13 protein-coding genes are annotated in these 16,042 nt (G+C 63.5%); all 13 read right to left on the bottom strand.

The window, feature by feature from the left end; genetic code table 11:
- The 13 genes from DH08_RS29415 to DH08_RS29355 all read right to left on the bottom strand — a co-directional run bounded on the left by DH08_RS29415 (nt 1) and on the right by DH08_RS29355 (nt 15,983).
- The gene (locus tag DH08_RS29415; RefSeq protein WP_192182769.1) at nt 1-1,203 is read right to left on the bottom strand and encodes a pyridoxal phosphate-dependent aminotransferase; all 1,203 of its coding nucleotides are present in this window, start codon (nt 1,201-1,203) and stop codon (nt 1-3) included.
- The gene (locus DH08_RS29410; RefSeq protein ID WP_192182768.1) at nt 1,200-2,819 is read right to left on the bottom strand and encodes a hydantoinase B/oxoprolinase family protein; all 1,620 of its coding nucleotides are present in this window, start codon (nt 2,817-2,819) and stop codon (nt 1,200-1,202) included. The genes DH08_RS29415 and DH08_RS29410 overlap by 4 nt, the downstream gene beginning before the upstream one ends.
- Nucleotides 2,816-4,912 (bottom strand): hydantoinase/oxoprolinase family protein, encoded by a 2,097-nt coding sequence (locus DH08_RS29405; protein WP_192182767.1) that lies wholly within the window; start codon nt 4,910-4,912, stop codon nt 2,816-2,818. The genes DH08_RS29410 and DH08_RS29405 overlap by 4 nt, the downstream gene beginning before the upstream one ends.
- The gene (locus tag DH08_RS29400) at nt 4,909-6,579 is read right to left on the bottom strand and encodes a thiamine pyrophosphate-binding protein (protein WP_192182766.1); all 1,671 of its coding nucleotides are present in this window, start codon (nt 6,577-6,579) and stop codon (nt 4,909-4,911) included. The genes DH08_RS29405 and DH08_RS29400 overlap by 4 nt, the downstream gene beginning before the upstream one ends.
- Nucleotides 6,576-8,147 carry an FAD-binding oxidoreductase gene (locus tag DH08_RS29395; RefSeq protein ID WP_246801038.1) on the bottom strand — a complete coding sequence of 524 codons (1,572 nt, stop codon included), beginning with the start codon at nt 8,145-8,147 and terminating at the stop codon, nt 6,576-6,578. The genes DH08_RS29400 and DH08_RS29395 overlap by 4 nt, the downstream gene beginning before the upstream one ends.
- A gap of 67 nt (nt 8,148-8,214) precedes the next feature.
- Nucleotides 8,215-8,970, bottom strand: a complete 756-nt coding sequence (locus DH08_RS29390; RefSeq protein ID WP_192182765.1) for an amino acid ABC transporter ATP-binding protein — start codon at nt 8,968-8,970, stop codon at nt 8,215-8,217.
- 11 nt (nt 8,971-8,981) lie between these two features.
- The gene (locus tag DH08_RS29385; protein ID WP_192182764.1) at nt 8,982-10,061 is read right to left on the bottom strand and encodes an amino acid ABC transporter permease; all 1,080 of its coding nucleotides are present in this window, start codon (nt 10,059-10,061) and stop codon (nt 8,982-8,984) included.
- A 3-nt stretch (nt 10,062-10,064) separates the two neighbouring features.
- Nucleotides 10,065-11,228: an ABC transporter permease subunit gene (locus DH08_RS29380; protein ID WP_192182763.1), complete on the bottom strand. Its 1,164-nt coding sequence runs from the start codon at nt 11,226-11,228 to the stop codon at nt 10,065-10,067.
- A gap of 57 nt (nt 11,229-11,285) precedes the next feature.
- Entirely contained in the window at nt 11,286-12,323 is a 1,038-nt protein-coding gene (locus DH08_RS29375; RefSeq protein ID WP_192182762.1) for an amino acid ABC transporter substrate-binding protein, read from the bottom strand.
- Nucleotides 12,324-12,397: 74 nt separating this feature from the next.
- Nucleotides 12,398-13,348, bottom strand: coding sequence for a LysR substrate-binding domain-containing protein (locus tag DH08_RS29370; RefSeq protein ID WP_192182761.1), 951 nt, complete (start codon nt 13,346-13,348; stop codon nt 12,398-12,400).
- A 77-nt stretch (nt 13,349-13,425) separates the two neighbouring features.
- Nucleotides 13,426-14,175, bottom strand: a complete 750-nt coding sequence (locus DH08_RS29365) for an SDR family NAD(P)-dependent oxidoreductase (RefSeq protein ID WP_192182760.1) — start codon at nt 14,173-14,175, stop codon at nt 13,426-13,428.
- Nucleotides 14,176-14,188: 13 nt separating this feature from the next.
- Nucleotides 14,189-14,902, bottom strand: a complete 714-nt coding sequence (locus tag DH08_RS29360; protein WP_192182759.1) for an SDR family NAD(P)-dependent oxidoreductase — start codon at nt 14,900-14,902, stop codon at nt 14,189-14,191.
- Between the two features lie 292 nt (nt 14,903-15,194).
- Entirely contained in the window at nt 15,195-15,983 is a 789-nt protein-coding gene (locus DH08_RS29355) for a FadR/GntR family transcriptional regulator (RefSeq protein WP_192182758.1), read from the bottom strand.
- Between the last annotated feature and the right edge of the window lie 59 nt (nt 15,984-16,042).

Below are 16,042 nucleotides of genomic sequence, written 5' to 3'. Positions count from 1 at the left end.
TTACTCCACTTGCGCGACGGCGGCATTGATGCGCGCGATCGCTTCGGCAAGCACCTCCTCGCTCGTGGCGGTGGAGATGCGGAAATAGGGTGAAAGTCCGTAGGCAGCGCCCGGCACCGAAGCCACGCGGCCCTCATTAAGGAGATAGCTCGCAACCGCGGTGTCGTCTTCAAGCACGATACCCTTGGGCGTTTTGCGGCCGATCAGGCTTGCGCAGCCGATATAGGCATAGAAGGCGCCTTCCGGCGGCGGCAGCGTCAGGCCGTTGATGCGCCTGATGCCGTCGACGACCAGGTTCCTGCGCGACTCGAACGCCTGGCGGAAGCGGGCCACCTCGTCCTGCGGGCCGTTCAGCGCGGCGACCGTCGCCGCCTGGGCGATCGAGCACACCGAGGTGACCGACTGGCTCTGGATGGTCGACATCGCCTTGACCAGCGGCGCCGGCCCGGCGGCATAGCCGACACGCCAGCCGGTCATCGCATAGGCCTTGGCCACGCCGTTGACGATCAGGCTTCGGTCCTTCAGCTCCGGACAAGCCTTGCCGAACGACACGAATTCACGACCATCGAAGATGATGTGCTCATAGATCTCGTCGGACAACACCAGCACATGGCTGTGCCTGGCGAGCACTGCACCGAGCGCCTTCAGTTCGGCCTCGGAGTAGACCGCGCCCGACGGGTTGCCCGGCATGTTCAGGAACAGCCATTTGCTCTTCGGCGTGATCGCCTGCTCGAGCAGTTCAGGCGTAAGCTTGAACCCGGTCGCTTCCGGGCATTCGACGACGACCGGCGTGCCGCCCAAGAGCTTGACCATCTCGGGATAGGACACGAAATAGGGCGCCGGCAGGATCACCTCGTCGCCGCTTTCCAGCGTCGCCATCAAGGCGTTGAAGATGATCTGCTTGGCGCCGTTGGCCACGACAATGTCATCAGCGGCGTAATCCAGCCCGTTCTCGCGCCTGAATTTCCCGGCCACGGCCTCGCGCACTTCCGGCGTGCCTGCGGCTGCGGTGTAGAGGGTCTGGCCGGCCTTGGCCGCCGCATAGGCCGCTTCGGTGATGTGGGCAGGCGTCGGAAAATCCGGTTCGCCGAGGCCAAGGTCGATGACGTCGACGCCTTTGGCCCGCAGCGCCCTGGCGGCCTGGGAGGCCGCCATCGACGCCGACGGCTTGACCACGGAAAGCCGCGAGGAGATGTAGCTCATTTGCCATCCTCCGTAACATATCCCCTGGATTGATCCTGCGCCCTCGCCTCGGCGCTGCGCCTGGCCGGATCGCCATAGCCGCCGCCGCCCGGCAACTCCAGGATCAGCCGGCGTCCTGCCGGCACATGCTGCCATCCCTTCGGTCGCATCAACGTGCCGTCATCCAGCTTGACCACGCCGGCCTGGCCGTCCTTGCCGCCATTGCGGCCCTTTGCCGGATGCTTGACGCGATCGAACATGGCCGAGAAATCGAACTCATGTCCGTCAAGGGCGCTGATTTCCAGAACCTGGCCGAGGCCGCCGCGAAACTCGCCATCACCGCCCGAACCAGGCCGGAGTTCCTTGCGCCAGATGACGATCGGGCCGGTGTGCTCCGTCGCTTCGATCGGCATGGTGTGAACGCCGGAGGGGAAGGCTGTTGCCGACAATCCGTCCAACTCGGGACGAGCGCCCATGCCGCCCGAATTGAACATCAGCACCTCGGCGCGACGGCCGGCGCTGCCGGCAACCGGCCGGGCCGAGATATGGATATTCCACAGCGCGGCGGCACCTTCCGCCAGGATCTTGCCGGGCAGCGCCTGGGCCATCGCGCCGAGCACGAGGTCAGGAACCATGTGACCGATGACATGCCTTAGCGATACCGGCGCCGGCCGGGCCGCGTTCAGGATGTTGACAGGCGACGACACGGTGAAGAAGGCCAGCGAGGCGGCATTGTTGGGAATGTCGGGCGCCACCACGCATTTCAGCGCGTAGCAGGCATAGGCCTTGGTGTAGATGACGGGCACGTTGATGCCCCAGCGGCTCATCGGCGCGCTGCCGGAGAAGTCGACATTGAGATGGTCTTCATGCACCGAAACGGCCGCCGCCAGCTTGACCGGGTCGTCGTAGCCGTCGGTGACCAGTTCGTTGGACCATGTCCCCTTCGGCAGAGCCTTGATCCGTTCCAGCATGGCGTTATGCGTGCGCGAGAAGATGAACGCGCCGAGACCATCGAGCGATGCCAGGCCGATCTCGGTCATCATGCCGACGAGGCGCCGATGGCCGACCTCGTTGCACGCGGCAAGCGAATAGAAATCGCCGACGACCTGGTTCGGTTCGCGGACGTTGCAGCGCAGGATCTTCACCAGGTCGCGGTTGACCACGCCCTTCTCGGCGAACTTCATGATTGGGATCTGGATGCCTTCCTCGTAGACCGACTTGCCGTCGGCTCCAAAGCCTCGCCCGCCGACATCGACGACGTGGGCGGTGCAGGCAAAGAAGGCGACGAGTTCGCCATTCAGGAACGATGGTGAGACCATCGTGATATCGTGAAGATGGCCGGTGCCTTGCCAGGGATCGTTGGTGACATAAGTGTCGCCCTCGTACATCTCCTCGCGCGGAATCTCGTTCATGAACTGCAGCACGGCCTCGGCCATGGTGTTCACATGCCCGGGCGTGCCGGTCACCGCTTGCGCCAGCATTTCGCCGCGCGGGTTGAACACGCCGGCGGACAGATCGCCCGACTCGCGCACGGAAGTGGAGAAGGCCGTGCGCAGCAGGGTCAGCGCCTGTTCCTCGACGACGGAGATCAGCCGGTTCCACATGACCTGCATGCGGATTTCGCCAATGTCGCTCATGCCGCGCTCTCCTTGCGGATCATCAGAATGGCGCCGTCGCTCTGCATGACGGCGTCGAATGGTGTGGTGACGACCGTCGATGTCTCGCGCTCCACGATCACGGCCGGCCCCTTCACGCGGTCGCCTGCCGAAAGGCTGGTGCGTTCGACAATCGCCGTAGTCTGCATCGTCCCGGTACCCGGATCGAAGACCTCCCGTGTCACCGCGACCGGCACGTTGCGCGTGCCGGTCGTGATCTTGTGCTTTGCGGAGGCGGGCCGCTCGTCGCTTGCCTTCACGGACCAAGTGACGACCTCGATCTCCAGCCCGTCGAGCCCATCGATGGCGCGGCCGAAAAAGCGCTCGTAATTCTTGCGGAAGGCATCCGCCAGGGTGACGGCGGCGTCTCCGGCGAAAGGCTTGTCGGGCAGAGCGACGGGGATTTCCCAGCCTTGGCCCGCATAGCGCATGAAGGCGGTGATCTCGCGCACGATCTTGCCGCTGGTGCCGGCACGCACGAAGCTCTCGGCCGAAGCTTTCAGATCGTCGAGCAGCGCATTCGCCTCATCCGCCTTGAACTGCGAAAGCCGGATCAGTTTGGACGCCAGCGCCTCATAGCCGAAGGGCGCTTTGAGGAAGCCGATCGCCGAGCCGACGCCGGCACCCTGCGGCACCAGGCATTGGTCGAGGCCGAGCTTTTCGCAGAGCCGCGCCGCGTGTAGCGGTGCTGCGCCACCGAAGGCGATCATGACATTGTCCGAGATGTTCTTGCCGTTCTCGACCGCGTGAACACGGGCGGCGTTGGCCATGTTCTCGTCCACCACCTCGCTGATGCCGAACGCCGCCGACAGCGGGTTGAGCGACAGGCGTGCGCCGACATCGCTCGTGATCGCGCCTTGCGAGGCCGCAGCATCGAGCTTGATAGCGCCGCCCGCGAAATTGTCGGGGTCGAGCTTGCCCAGCACCAGATCGGCATCGGTGATCGCCGGCCGTTTGCCGCCACGCCCGTAGCATGCCGGCCCCGGCTCGGAACCGGCGCTCTCAGGGCCGGTCTGGATGCGTCCCATCGCATCGACCCAGGCAATCGAGCCGCCGCCCGCCCCGATCTCGATCATCTCGATCACCGGGATCGAGATCGGCATGCCGGAGCCCTTGCAGAACCGGTAGGTGCGCGCGACCTCGAAGGTCCTGGCCGTCTGCGGCGCATAATCCTCGATCAGGCAGATCTTCGCGGTCGTTCCGCCCATGTCGTAGGAGACGACGGTATCGAGATCGAAACGCCGGGCGATGTCGGCGGCGAAGATGGCGCCGCCGGCCGGACCGGATTCGACCAGCCGCACCGGAAATTCGGACGCCGTTTCGACCGAGATCAATCCGCCGCCCGAATGGATCATGAAGACCGGGCAGTCCGCGCCCATGTCCTTCAGCCGCGTCTGCAGCCGGGCGAGATAGCTCGCCATCTGCGGGCGGACATAGGCATTGGCGCAGACTGTGTTGAAACGCTCGAACTCGCGCATCTGCGGCGAGACTTCGGCGCTGACGGAAATCGGCATATCCAGCTTTCGCGCCAGGATTTCGCGAGCCCGCTGCTCGTGCGCTGGATTCATGTAGGAATGGATGAAACCGATCGCGACCGCGCCGAAGCCGCCCGCGGCGATCTGGTCGGCGATCTCTTCCAGGGCGGCCTCGTCCAGCGGCTGCAATTCCTGGCCTTCGGCGCCGATCCGTCCCTTGACGGTAAAGCGATGCTCGCGCGGGATCAGCGGCGTCGGCAGTTTCAGGTTAAGATCGTACTGCTCGAAGCGGTTCTCGGTCCGCATCTCGATCACATCGCGAAAACCCTCGGTCGTCACCAGCGCCGTCTTGGCGCCGCGCCGCTCGATGAGTGCGTTCGTCGCCAATGTCGTGCCGTGAATGACGATGCCGATGTCGGCTGTCGAAATCTTTGCATCGCGCACTACGATGGCGATGCCATCGAGGATCGCCTGCTCGGGCGCCGAATAGGTGGTGAGCACCTTGGTCGAAAAGATCGTTCCGCGCACATCGAGCGCGATGTCCGTGAACGTCCCGCCAATGTCGGCGCCGAGACGGATGTCGTCTGTCCTGGTGGTCATGCCTTGGCCTTCTGCGAAGCAAGTGCCGCCTCGCGCATCTGGGAAAGGGTCTGGCGCGGGGTCAGCGCCTCGGGGGAAATCGCGAGTTCCAGAACCGCACCTGTCGGCGATGCCAGCGCCCGCCCGAACGCGCCTGCGAAATCCGCCGTGGATTCGACGCGTTCGGCATGGAAGCGGTAGGATCTGGCAAGGCCGACGAAATCCGGGTTCTCGATGTTCGTTCCCGAAACGCGCGCCGGATAGTGCCGCTCCTGATGCGCGCGGATCGTGCCATAGATGCCATTGTTCAGGATGAGCACGATGGGCTGCGCTCCAGCCTGCATGGCCGTGCCGAGTTCCTGGCAGTTCATCTGGAAATCGCCGTCGCCGGCAAAGCAGACGACGGTGCGGTCGGGAAACGCCACCTTGGCGGCTATCGCTGCCGGCAGGCCATAGCCCATCGCACCGGACTGTGGCGCGAGCAGCCGCGCCTTGGGGCCGAACTTGAAAAACTTGTTCGGCCAGACCGTAAAATTGCCGGCGCCATTGGTCAGGATCACGTCGTCGGGCAGGTTGTCGCGCAGCCATGCGCTGATCTCGACCATGTCGACCGGACCAGGCTGGGCCGGCGCCTTGAACGCGCCTTCGTAGCTTGCCCGGGCCTTGGCACGCCATTCGGCCCACGCGCCCTCGACAGGGGTCAACGCTTTGGCGAAAGCATTGGGGCCGGCATGGATGCCGACGGAGGGAATGTAGACCTTGCCGATCTCGCGATCCGACGTATGGACATGGATCAGTTTCTGGCTCGGCTCGGGCACCGACAGCAAGGTGTAGCCATCCGTCGTCATTTCTCCGAAACGCACATTGATGGCCAGGATCACGTCGGCTTCGCGGATCAGCGCCTTGACGTGCGGCACCATGCCCACACCGGCCTCGCCGACGAAAACCGGCGAGCCATTGTTGAACTGATCCTGGAACCGGAAGGCTGCCACCACCGGCATGTCGGAAGCCTCGGCGAAGGTCTGCAGCGCTGTGCGTCCTTCGGCCGTCCAGTTGGTGCCACCGATCAGGATCACCGGCCGGCGCGCTGCGGCAAGCATTTCATGGGTTGCGGCAACCGCCTCCACTGCAGCAGCGGGTTCGAACATTGCAGCCGGTCCAAGGAGCGGAGCGGCGTCCGTCATCGTGGTCAGCATGTCCTCCGGCAGCGCCACGACGACCGGGCCAGGCCGTCCCGTCAGCGCCGTGGTCCATGCCCGCGCCACGATCTCGGGAAGACGCGAAACCTCGTCGATCTCGACTGCCCATTTCGCCAGCGTCCCGAACACCGCGCGATAGTCAACCTCCTGGAATGCCTCGCGGCCCTTCATGTCGGTGCCCACCTGGCCGACGAACAGCAGCATCGGCGAACTGTCCTGCATGGCGGTATGCACGCCGATGCCGGCATTGGTGGCGCCGGGGCCGCGCGTCACGAAGCAGATACCCGGAGAGCCGGTCAGCTTGCCATAGGCGGACGCCATGAACGCTGCACCGCCTTCGTTGCGGCAGAGCACGTAGTCCAGTCTGCCTTCGGTATCGTGCAAGGCGTCAAGAACAGCCAGGTAGCTTTCTCCGGGCACGCCGAAACTCTTGGTTGCGCCCAGCGCCATCAGGCACTCGACAAGAAGCTGGCCGCCATTGCGCATCATGCATCAACTTTCTCAATGGCCGGCGGGTGGGGCCGGTGGATGGCCGTGAACAGACAACGAGGCGAGTGGAGGAACTCTCGAAAAAGCATCCCGCCGTTGTGAACCTGCACGTTGAAGAGACAGAGCGAAATCAAGAAATCTCGTCTATTGGAAAGTTTTTCTTGCCTGACGGAAGAGATCAGAACGCCCGGATTCATCAGGCCTGACGGATCCAGGGCATCTTTGACGACCGCCATCAAGTTTCGCTCCACCGGACTTCTGTTGGTGTCAGCGAGCACGATCTTCGAGCGGCCGAGGCCGTGCTCGGCCGCAAAGCTGCCGCCCATTTCCGTGGCCAGCGAGGCCAGCGCCTGGCCGAGCTCCAACGCCTTGCCGGCAAAGTCGCTTTGCCCTTCGGGAGGGCTCAGATTGTAGTGGATGTTGCCATCGCCGAGATGACCGAAGGGATTGATGCGCACCCCCGGCAGAATCTCGCTGCAGATCGTCTCCCCCACCTCGATGAATTCGGCGATCTTGCCTGGCGGCACCGAAATGTCGTGCTTGAGCTGCTGCCCCTCCAGCCGCTGGCCTTCGGGCTGCTCCTCGCGCAGATGCCAGAAGTGCGCCCTCTGGGCATCCGACATTGCAAGCGCACCGTCGATCACAAGCTCCCGCTCCATGCCCCACTCCAGTGCCGCGTTCAGGATGTCATCCAGCGGAACCCGGGCCGAGCTCGACGCGAGTTCGGCCAGAAGGTGAACCCTGCCCCTGGTTTCCAGCGGAAAGGAAAGGTCCGCCATATGTTTCAGCACCAGCTTGAGGCCAAAATCGGAAAAGAACTCAAGGCCGGAAAGGAATTCGCCCGCTTCGCCCCTCAGATACGTGCCGAAAGAGACCGCTGAGCCGCAATCGGCGAAGGTGAGCAGCGCCGTCGTCCGCTGCTTGGGCGCCGGAAAAAGCTTCAGCACCGCGCGTGTCACAATGCCCAGCGTGCCTTCCGAGCCGCAGAACAGCTTGCGCAACTGGTAGCCGGCATTGTCCTTCTGCACGGAGCGCAGCCCGTTCCACACCGTGCCGTCGGCGAGAACGACTTCGAGGCCGAGGACGAGGTCCTGCATCATGCCGTAGCGCATTGCGTGGCTGCCGCCGGCATTGGTGCCAATCAACCCCCCGATCCTGGCGCTGCCCTCGGCGCCGAGATGCATCGGAAAGACGAGACCATGCGGCTCCAGGGCCTCATGCAGTGTGGATAGAACCACGCCGGCTTCGACAACGATCGAACCGCTCGCGAGATCCGGCTTTTCCATCGCCGCCATGCGGGAGAGCGACAGGATCACGGCGCCGGCTTCGTGCGCGACGGCACCACCGCACAGGCCGGTGTTGCCACCCTGGGGCACCACCGCCACGCCCGCCTCACGGCAGATTTCGACGACCCGCGCCACCTCCTGCGTGTTTGCAGGACGAGCGACGCCCAGCGGATCCGCTCCGTAGCGCCGCAGCCAGTCCCATCGATAGGGTTCGACGTCGCCGCCCGAAAGCCAGCCTTTCGCACCAAGAACATTCGACAAGGCAGAGACGGGATCGATCATGGGACAATCTGTACGAGTGCGGGAGGCTCAGATGCGCCGCATCGCATCCATGCGGCATGGAACCCGATCAATGCCCCAGAACCTGGGCTAGGAACAGTTGCGTTCGTTCGCTTTTGGCCGATGTGAAGAAGATTTCCGGCGGCGCCTCTTCGACAATCTCGCCCGCGTCCATGAAGATCACCCGGTCCGCAACCCGCCGCGCAAAGCCCATCTCGTGGGTGACGCAGATCATCGTCATGCCCTCGGAGGCGAGCGTGACCATCACATCCAGCACTTCCGAAATCATTTCCGGATCCAGTGCGGATGTCGGCTCGTCGAAAAGCATGATCTGCGGCTGCATGCACAGCGAACGCGCGATGGCGACCCGCTGCTGCTGGCCGCCTGAAAGCTGGCCGAGATATTTCGAGGCCTGTTCGGGGATGCGGACCTTTTCCAGATAGCGCCGTGCCATCGCTTCCGCCTCGACGCGGGGCATCTTGCGCACCAGCATCGGCGCGAGCACGCAATTCTCCAGCACCGTCATATGCGGAAACAGGTTGAAATGCTGGAACACCATGCCGACTTCGCGCCGGATCTCGTCGATGTTTCCGACATCATCGTTCAGTTCCGTGCCAAGCACCATGATGCTGCCGGCATTGTGTTCCTCCAGCCGGTTGATGCAACGGATCATCGTGGATTTGCCTGAGCCGGAGGGGCCGCACACGACGATCTTCTCGCCGCGCGCGACGGTCAGGTTGATGTCACGCAGCGCATGAAAGGTGCCGTAATACTTGCTCATGCCTTCGACGCGGACGGCTATTTCCTGCGTGGTTGGAACGGTCATCACGAAACTCCTTATCGCTCGCCGACCGACATGCGCCGTTCGAGGAAGGCGCCGTATCGGGACAGGCTGAAGACGAAGACGAAATAGATGAGGGCGATGAAGGCGTAGACCTCGACATAGGCGAACCGCCATTCGCCGGTTCCGTAGGCGGCGTTGCCTGACGCCAGGATCTCGAAGAAACCGACGATCACCACCAGGGACGTCTCCTTGAACGAGATCACGAACTGGTTGATCGTGGCCGGCAGCGCGTTGCGCATCGCCTGCGGCAGCAGGATGCGGCTGATGCGGTGCCAATAGCTGAGGCCGAGCGCCATCGCGGCCTCCTCCTGTCCTCTCGGAACCCCCTGCATGCCGCCCCTCACGATCTCGGCCTGATAGGCGGAGAAGAACAGCGCCGAGCCGAGGATGACCCGATACAGCTTGTCGCCCTGCAGCCACTGCGGCAGCGCGAACGGCAGGACGATCGCGAAGGTGAACAGGATCGAGATCAGCGGAAGCGACCGCACGCCATCGATGATGAGGCCTGTCGTGCGCGATATCCAGGGCAGTTCGGAGCGGCGCAGCAGGGCCAGGCAGATCGCCAGCGGAAAGCCGATCAGGCAGGTCGTCACGAAGATGAAGAGCGTCAGCGCAAGCCCGCCCCACATCTCCTCGCCGACAAAGCTCAGGCCGAGCAAACCGCCTTTCATCAGCACATAGAAGACGGCCGCTCCGAGCCCCCAGACGAGCGCGATGCGACGTCCCGTCCAGAAGGCGGGAATGCAACTCAGCACCGTCATGGCCACGACCGTGACGCAGGCCAGCGCGGAGCGCCATTGTTCCTCATAGGGGTACAGACCGAAAAAGATGATGCGCCACCGGGCGGCGATGACCGACCAGCAGGCTCCGGACGCCGCATGGCAGGCGTCCGCCCCTCCGCTGGCATCGAACACCGCGGAGAAGACAGCCCAGTTCAAGAGCTTCCAGACCAGAAAGACAATCACCGAGAGAGAAAGCAGTGAAACCACGGCCTGAAGAGGCGTCGCGAAGAAGCGTCTCTTCAGATCCTCAAGTTTTCCTGAGGCAGGCGGAGCGACAACGACCATTTCCATCTCTCATCCCCTCAGTTGATTGCCCTTGAGGGCGATCGCTTTGTTGATGCGGTTGAACAGAGCCGCCAGGCTCAGATTGATAATCAGGAAGCCGGCCATCAAAATGCCGATCGCTTCGAGGGTCTGGCCGGAATGGTTGATCGTCAGCGCCGTGATCATGAAGAAGTCGGTGAAGCCGACTGCTATGCCCATCGTGGTCGCCTTCATCAGCCAGACATACTGGTTGGCCAGGATCGGCAGCATGGCGCGCAGCGCAAGCGGCAACCGGACAAGCGTGAAAACCTGCCAGAGCGTGAGCCCCAGCGAACTGGCGGCCTCCACCTGGCCTTTGCCGACGGCCTTGAAGCCACCGCGCACGATCTCACCGATATAGGAACCGCCATAGATCGCGATGGCCACGACGAGTGCGGAAAACTCCGGCGGGATGCGCAGGCCGCCTCGCAGGTTCAGGCCTTGCAGCGAGGGCAGATCAAGCAACGGCGTGTCGGGCAGGCGGCCAACAAACAGAAACAGCACCGCGCATACGAGCGCGGCTGCAACGGCGGCAAGCTGCACCGAGGTTCGTTGACCCAGCGGGCGGCTGAGCAGGGATGTCCGGCCCAGCCAGATTGGCAGGACGATTGCCGCGACCGCGGCCAACGAAGCCGCCAGCATTGCCAGCCCGCCGACGTTCGGGACAGGCAGGTAGAGCCCACGGCTCGTGAGCAACATGCCCCAGCCCTCATGCGCGTTGCGCGGCGTCGGCAGGTGCGTGATCAGCGCGTACCAGAAAAACACCTGCAGAATCAGAGGGATGTTTCGAAAGACGTCCACGTAGGTGCGGCCGAGCAGCTTTGCCAGATCATTCGCGGACGTTTGTGCAAGACCTACGATCATTCCGACCAGCGTCGCCAGCGCGAGGCCGAAGCTGCCAAGAAACAGCGTGTTGAGGATGCCGATTACGAAGTACCACCAATAGGGATCATTGGCCGATGCCGGCAGAAGCGAGAAGCCCAAATCCCAGCCGGTCGACTTGAACAGGAAGTCGAAACCGGAGGTGATGCCCTGGGCGGCGAGATTCTGCCGCGCGATCAGGGTGCCGGCGAGAACCAGCGCTCCGAGCGCGCCGACATAGAGCGCCTGCAGCAATGCGTTGCGAACCTTCTGATTTCTCAGCAGCTTAAACATCGACCGACCTTTCCTGGGAGGGAGGGCCGGCTCCGCAGTGGCGGAGCCGGCTATGCGTCAGTCGACCACCAGCGGGAACAGAACGCCGCCATTGTTCCACAGATTGGTCAGGTCACGATCCATCTTGTAGGGCGAGTCCTTGCCGAGATCGCGATCGAAGATCTCCGCGTAGTTTCCGACCTTCTTGATGACGTTGTAGGCCCAATCGTCGGGCAGCCCGAGACCCTTGCCCATGCCCGGTGCGGCGCCCAGGAACTTGGCGACCGCCGGCGACGTCGGCTTGGCCTTGATCTCGTCGACATTCTTGGAGGTGATGCCTTCCTGCTCCGCGAACAGCAGGGCACTGAGCGTCCAGTTGGCGACGTCGACCCAATTGTCGTCACCCTGCCGCAGGATCATGACCTCCGGCTCGACCGCGATCACGTCAGGCAGGATCACATGGTCTTCGACCTTGCCCTTGGCCACGCGTGCGATGGCCAGCACCGGACCCCATTGTGCATAGAGGTCGCAACGGCCGGAGAAGTAAGCCTGTTCGAGCTCTTCCGTCTTTTCGATGACGACCGGCTCGAGCTTGATTCCGATCTTCTGGCTGTAGGCCGCGACCTGCTGTTCGATGGTCGTGCCTGCCGGGATGCAGATCGTGCCGCCCTCTGCGTCCTTGAGCGACTTCAGGTTCAGCTCCTTGTGCGCCATCACCTTGGTCGTGCCGAGGTAGTACGACATCGAGAACTGGAGACCCAGTTCCGTGTCGCGGCTTAGCGTGCCGCCGGAAGCCTTGATGACGATGTCGACATCGCCCGACTGAAGCGACGGCCAACGCTGTGCCCAGCTGATCGGCACGATCTTCAGCTTCGCCGGATCACCAAAGACGGCGGTGGCCACGGCCCGGCAAAGGTCGACGTCCATGCCCTTCCAGTTGCCCTTGTCGTCGACTTCGGCAAAACCGAGATACGAGCCGTCATGGCCGGTGCAATTGAGCACGCCCCGCGCCTTGACGGTTTCGAGCGTCTTGCCGCCCGCCGCCTGAGCCGGCGCTGAAATCTGGACAAGGCTGAGCGCAAGGGCGGCAGCCGCCCCCCATTTGAGAAACTGCATAGTCATTCTCCGCTGTTGAGGTTGTTGGATTTTTTATGTTGTTGGGGCTGTCGAGCCCGGGTTGAAAGCCGCCTTCAATCAAGAAGGGGGGTCGGCTTCGGCAGGGCAGAGATCTTCAGATCGCTGCCCCAAGCTTGTTGCGTTAGCCATCGGTGCAGGGCAGCGACAGCTTTCACGCGCAGGTGCCCTCTGGGCACGACCAGGTAGAAGCCCGGTATTTCCTCCTCCTTCATGTCGACGAGCACGTCGCGCCCAAGCGGCGCGACAAGCGCGCCCGATCGCAAATCTTCTTCGGCATCCATGACCGACACGAGCCCGATGCCGATGCCCTGCAGCGTCGCGCGCCGCATCGTCGCGGCGTCGTCGAAGCCGATGCTGCGGTCGCCGTCCGCCAGCTCGACGCCGAGGTGCCGCAGGATGTCAGGCCACAGACGCTTCGACTTCACCGTGTCCAGCAGCGTGAAGCGGGTCAGGTCCTTCGCCGATCCGATCTGCCCGCCGATCGCCGGCGTGCAGCAGATGATCTTCGGGTCTGGCACGAGCAGCGTCGTGTCGTAGTCGGACCAGCCGCCATACCCCCACTGCACTGTCATATCGACATCGTCGCGTCCGAAGTCGGGCAGATCGACCATCGTCGTCAGCCGAAGATCGGCGCCCGGCAATATCTCGCGGAACAGCGACAGGCGCGGCAGCAGATAGTGGGTGGCGAAATACGGGCTCGCATTGAGATTGATGCGATCCCGGTAGGTGGATTTGGTAACCCGGCGCACGCCTTCGGCAAACTCGTCGAACCCGGCCTTGACGAAGTGCGACAAAAGGATCGCCGACTCGGTCAACTCGATCGAGCGCCCCTTGCGCTCGAACAGTGTCACCTGCAGCGTGTCTTCCAGCAGCTTGATCTGCTGCCCGACGGCCTGAGGCGTTACCAGCAATTCGTCGGCGGCCTGCCGAAAGCTCTTATGCCGCGCGACCGCGTGAAAAACCCGCAGGGCGTTCAGCGGCGGAAGGCGCGGCTTGCCAGTCATCGTTCGTTCAGCTCCTTCCGGTTTTCGAACTCCATCATGCACGGCACGTCACGGTCACAGCGGCCAGCGCACGGACCTCAAGCGTAGATGTAACCACCTGAAACAATTATGTTTTCACCGGTCATGTAGGTGTTCCTGGGGCCACCGGCCATCAGCACCCATTCGGCGATTTCCGTCGGCTGCGCGCCGCGGCCCAGCGGGCTCGCCTTGGCCAGTTCATCGAGGAAGCCGAGAGCAGCCGCGCGCTCGGTCGCCATGCCGGCTGGAGCCACGGAATTGACGAGGATACCGTCCTTGGCGACGTGATGCGCGAAGGAGCGGGTGAGGCTGACCACCGCCGCCTTCGTTGCCGCATAGTGGGCGTTCTGCGGATGCGCTTTGAAGGCGTCCACCGACGTCAGGTTGACGATGCGCCCGCGAATCTCGGCCTTGGGTTCCTGCGACTGCATATGCCGGACGGCCGCGACCATCATGTGGTAGGTGCCCTTGATGTTGATGCCGTTGGAGGCGTCCCATTCGGCGTCGCTGATTTCGAGCAGCGGGCGGCGGGGATAGATCGCGGCAGAGTTGATCACCGTGTCGATGCGCCCCAGCTTCGAAGCGATGGCATCGAAGGCAGCGTGGCACTGCGGCCCGACCTGGATGTCGCATTTGGCAAAGGCCGTCGGCAGGCCTTTTGCGCGCGCCGGTTCAAGTGCTGCTTCAGCCGCCTCCGGGTTGATGTCGATGATGCCGACCTTGGCGGCGCCTTCGTCGACCGCCATGCGGGCCAGCAGCGCGCCGAGGCCGGAACCGCCACCAACGATGAGTATCGAAAGACCCTTCATGTGTCCTACGTCCTTACTTGCTGCCGCTGGGGGTGGTCGGGCGGGTTGGCATGATGTCGAAACGGGTAACGTCGGCCCAGGCGGGCAAACCAAGCAGGGCGACGACCATCCGGGCCACGTCTTCGGGCTGGACCGCGACATTGCCGGCATACATGGCGGCGCGAGCCTTGGCGCCGAGGATGTCTTTGTAGAGCTGCGTCTCGACCCGACCCGGCACGATCTCCGTCACGCGGATGCCGTGGCTGGAGAGGTCGGCCCGCAGCGCCGCGGCAAAACCCGCGATCGCCGCCTTGGTCGCGGAATAGACGGCTACATTCGGAAAGGCGGCATGGCCAGCCGAGGAGCCGGTGAACACGATGTGCCCTGCCCCGCGATCGCGCATCTGCGGCACGACCAGCCGGGTGAGTATGATCGCCGAGCTGAGGTTGACCTCCAGCGTGGTGTCGATGTCCGATATTTTCATGTCGGCGAAATTGCCGAGCGGCGGCATCACACCGGCATTGTTGATCAGCACGTCTATGTGCAGATCGCTGACCACAGCCTCGAGCGCCTCCCGGTCGGTGACGTCGACGGCGATGGGCGTGATCCCGGGTCGCGTGGCCCGCAATTCCTCCAGCGCGCTCTTGCTGCGGCCGACGGCATAGACATCGTAGCCTGCCTCGCTGAGCGCCAACGCCATCGCTCGCCCGATGCCGCTCGTCGCTCCTGTGATGAAGGCTGTCGTCACGTGGGCTTCCCCGTTCTCTGGAGATCAGTGTGTGGCTTTAGCCGGCACAGTGAAACCAAGAAAACCAGGAAAAAGGAAAGATAAGCTTTCTCATCGACCAATGGCACGACATTGCCGCACTGCGGTCCGCAAATGCTGCATTCCCACAAAACTCGGGGTCTACCGCGGAAATTGGCCGACCTCTCTCAAGCGGAATCGCCCGCGGCCAACTATCTTGAGCGAAAAACCTGGCTTTGCCTTTGGTTGAGAAACCGCCTGCCGGCCCTTGTTGGCAGGACCGCTTTCCGACTGATCAACGCGTCGGGGCAACCGACCCTTTCAGATCGGAGAAAAGCGAGGCCGCCGCGGCCTTCTGCGCCGCGTCCGTCGTTTCGACGCCGGACGCCAGCGCAAGAGCACGGACACGCTCCAGACTGTTTTGAAGATGCTTGCGCATGGCGTCCCGCGCGGCGCGGCCATCCTGCTTCTCGATGGCTTCGACGATCTTCCGGTGCTCGCTGTGGATGCGCGCATAGTACGCATCCTTGAGTTCGGGAACCACCACGTGACCAAGCTGGAAGCGCGGCACGATGACGGGGCGCAAATACTCCAGGAAGCCGTGGATGAACTCGTTGCGCGCCGATTTGGCGATGGCCAGGTGAAAATCGTAATCGTAGTGGACCGGCACCGCGCCGGGATCCTCATTACGGGCGTCAACCTGCTCCATCAGCGTGCGAATGGTGCCGGCCTCTGCTTCCGTCCGGCGCTCGGCGCAAAGGCCGGCGGCCTCCACTTCGACGCTCAACCGCAATTCCAGCAGAGACACGGTTTCCGGCAAGGTCTTGAGCGCGTCCTGCGGTATCGAGAAATTGCGCGGCGCCGGCGCCTCGCTGACGAACATGCCGCGCCCCTGCTGGGGGATCACCATGCCTTCGGAGCGCAGCCGCGCCACGGCTTCGCGCACAACCGTGCGGCTGACATCATATTCGGCGCAAAGCTCGGCCTCGGTCGGCAACTGCGCGCCGGGTTGCAGCCTCCCCGAGCGTATTTTCTCCGACAGGCTTTCCGCCACGACAGTGGAAAGTGGCTTGCGCTTGGTCATCGGTCTCCTTCCACCATGCCCGGATGCCAAATGAAAGGTCCGAATGCCGGGATGATGCC

The sequence above is a fragment of the Mesorhizobium amorphae genome (assembly GCF_014843845.1).
Taxonomy (GTDB): domain Bacteria; phylum Pseudomonadota; class Alphaproteobacteria; order Rhizobiales; family Rhizobiaceae; genus Mesorhizobium; species Mesorhizobium amorphae_A.
The sequence above is the reverse complement of the archived record's forward strand: the minus strand, read 5'-3'. Positions and strand labels throughout refer to the sequence as shown.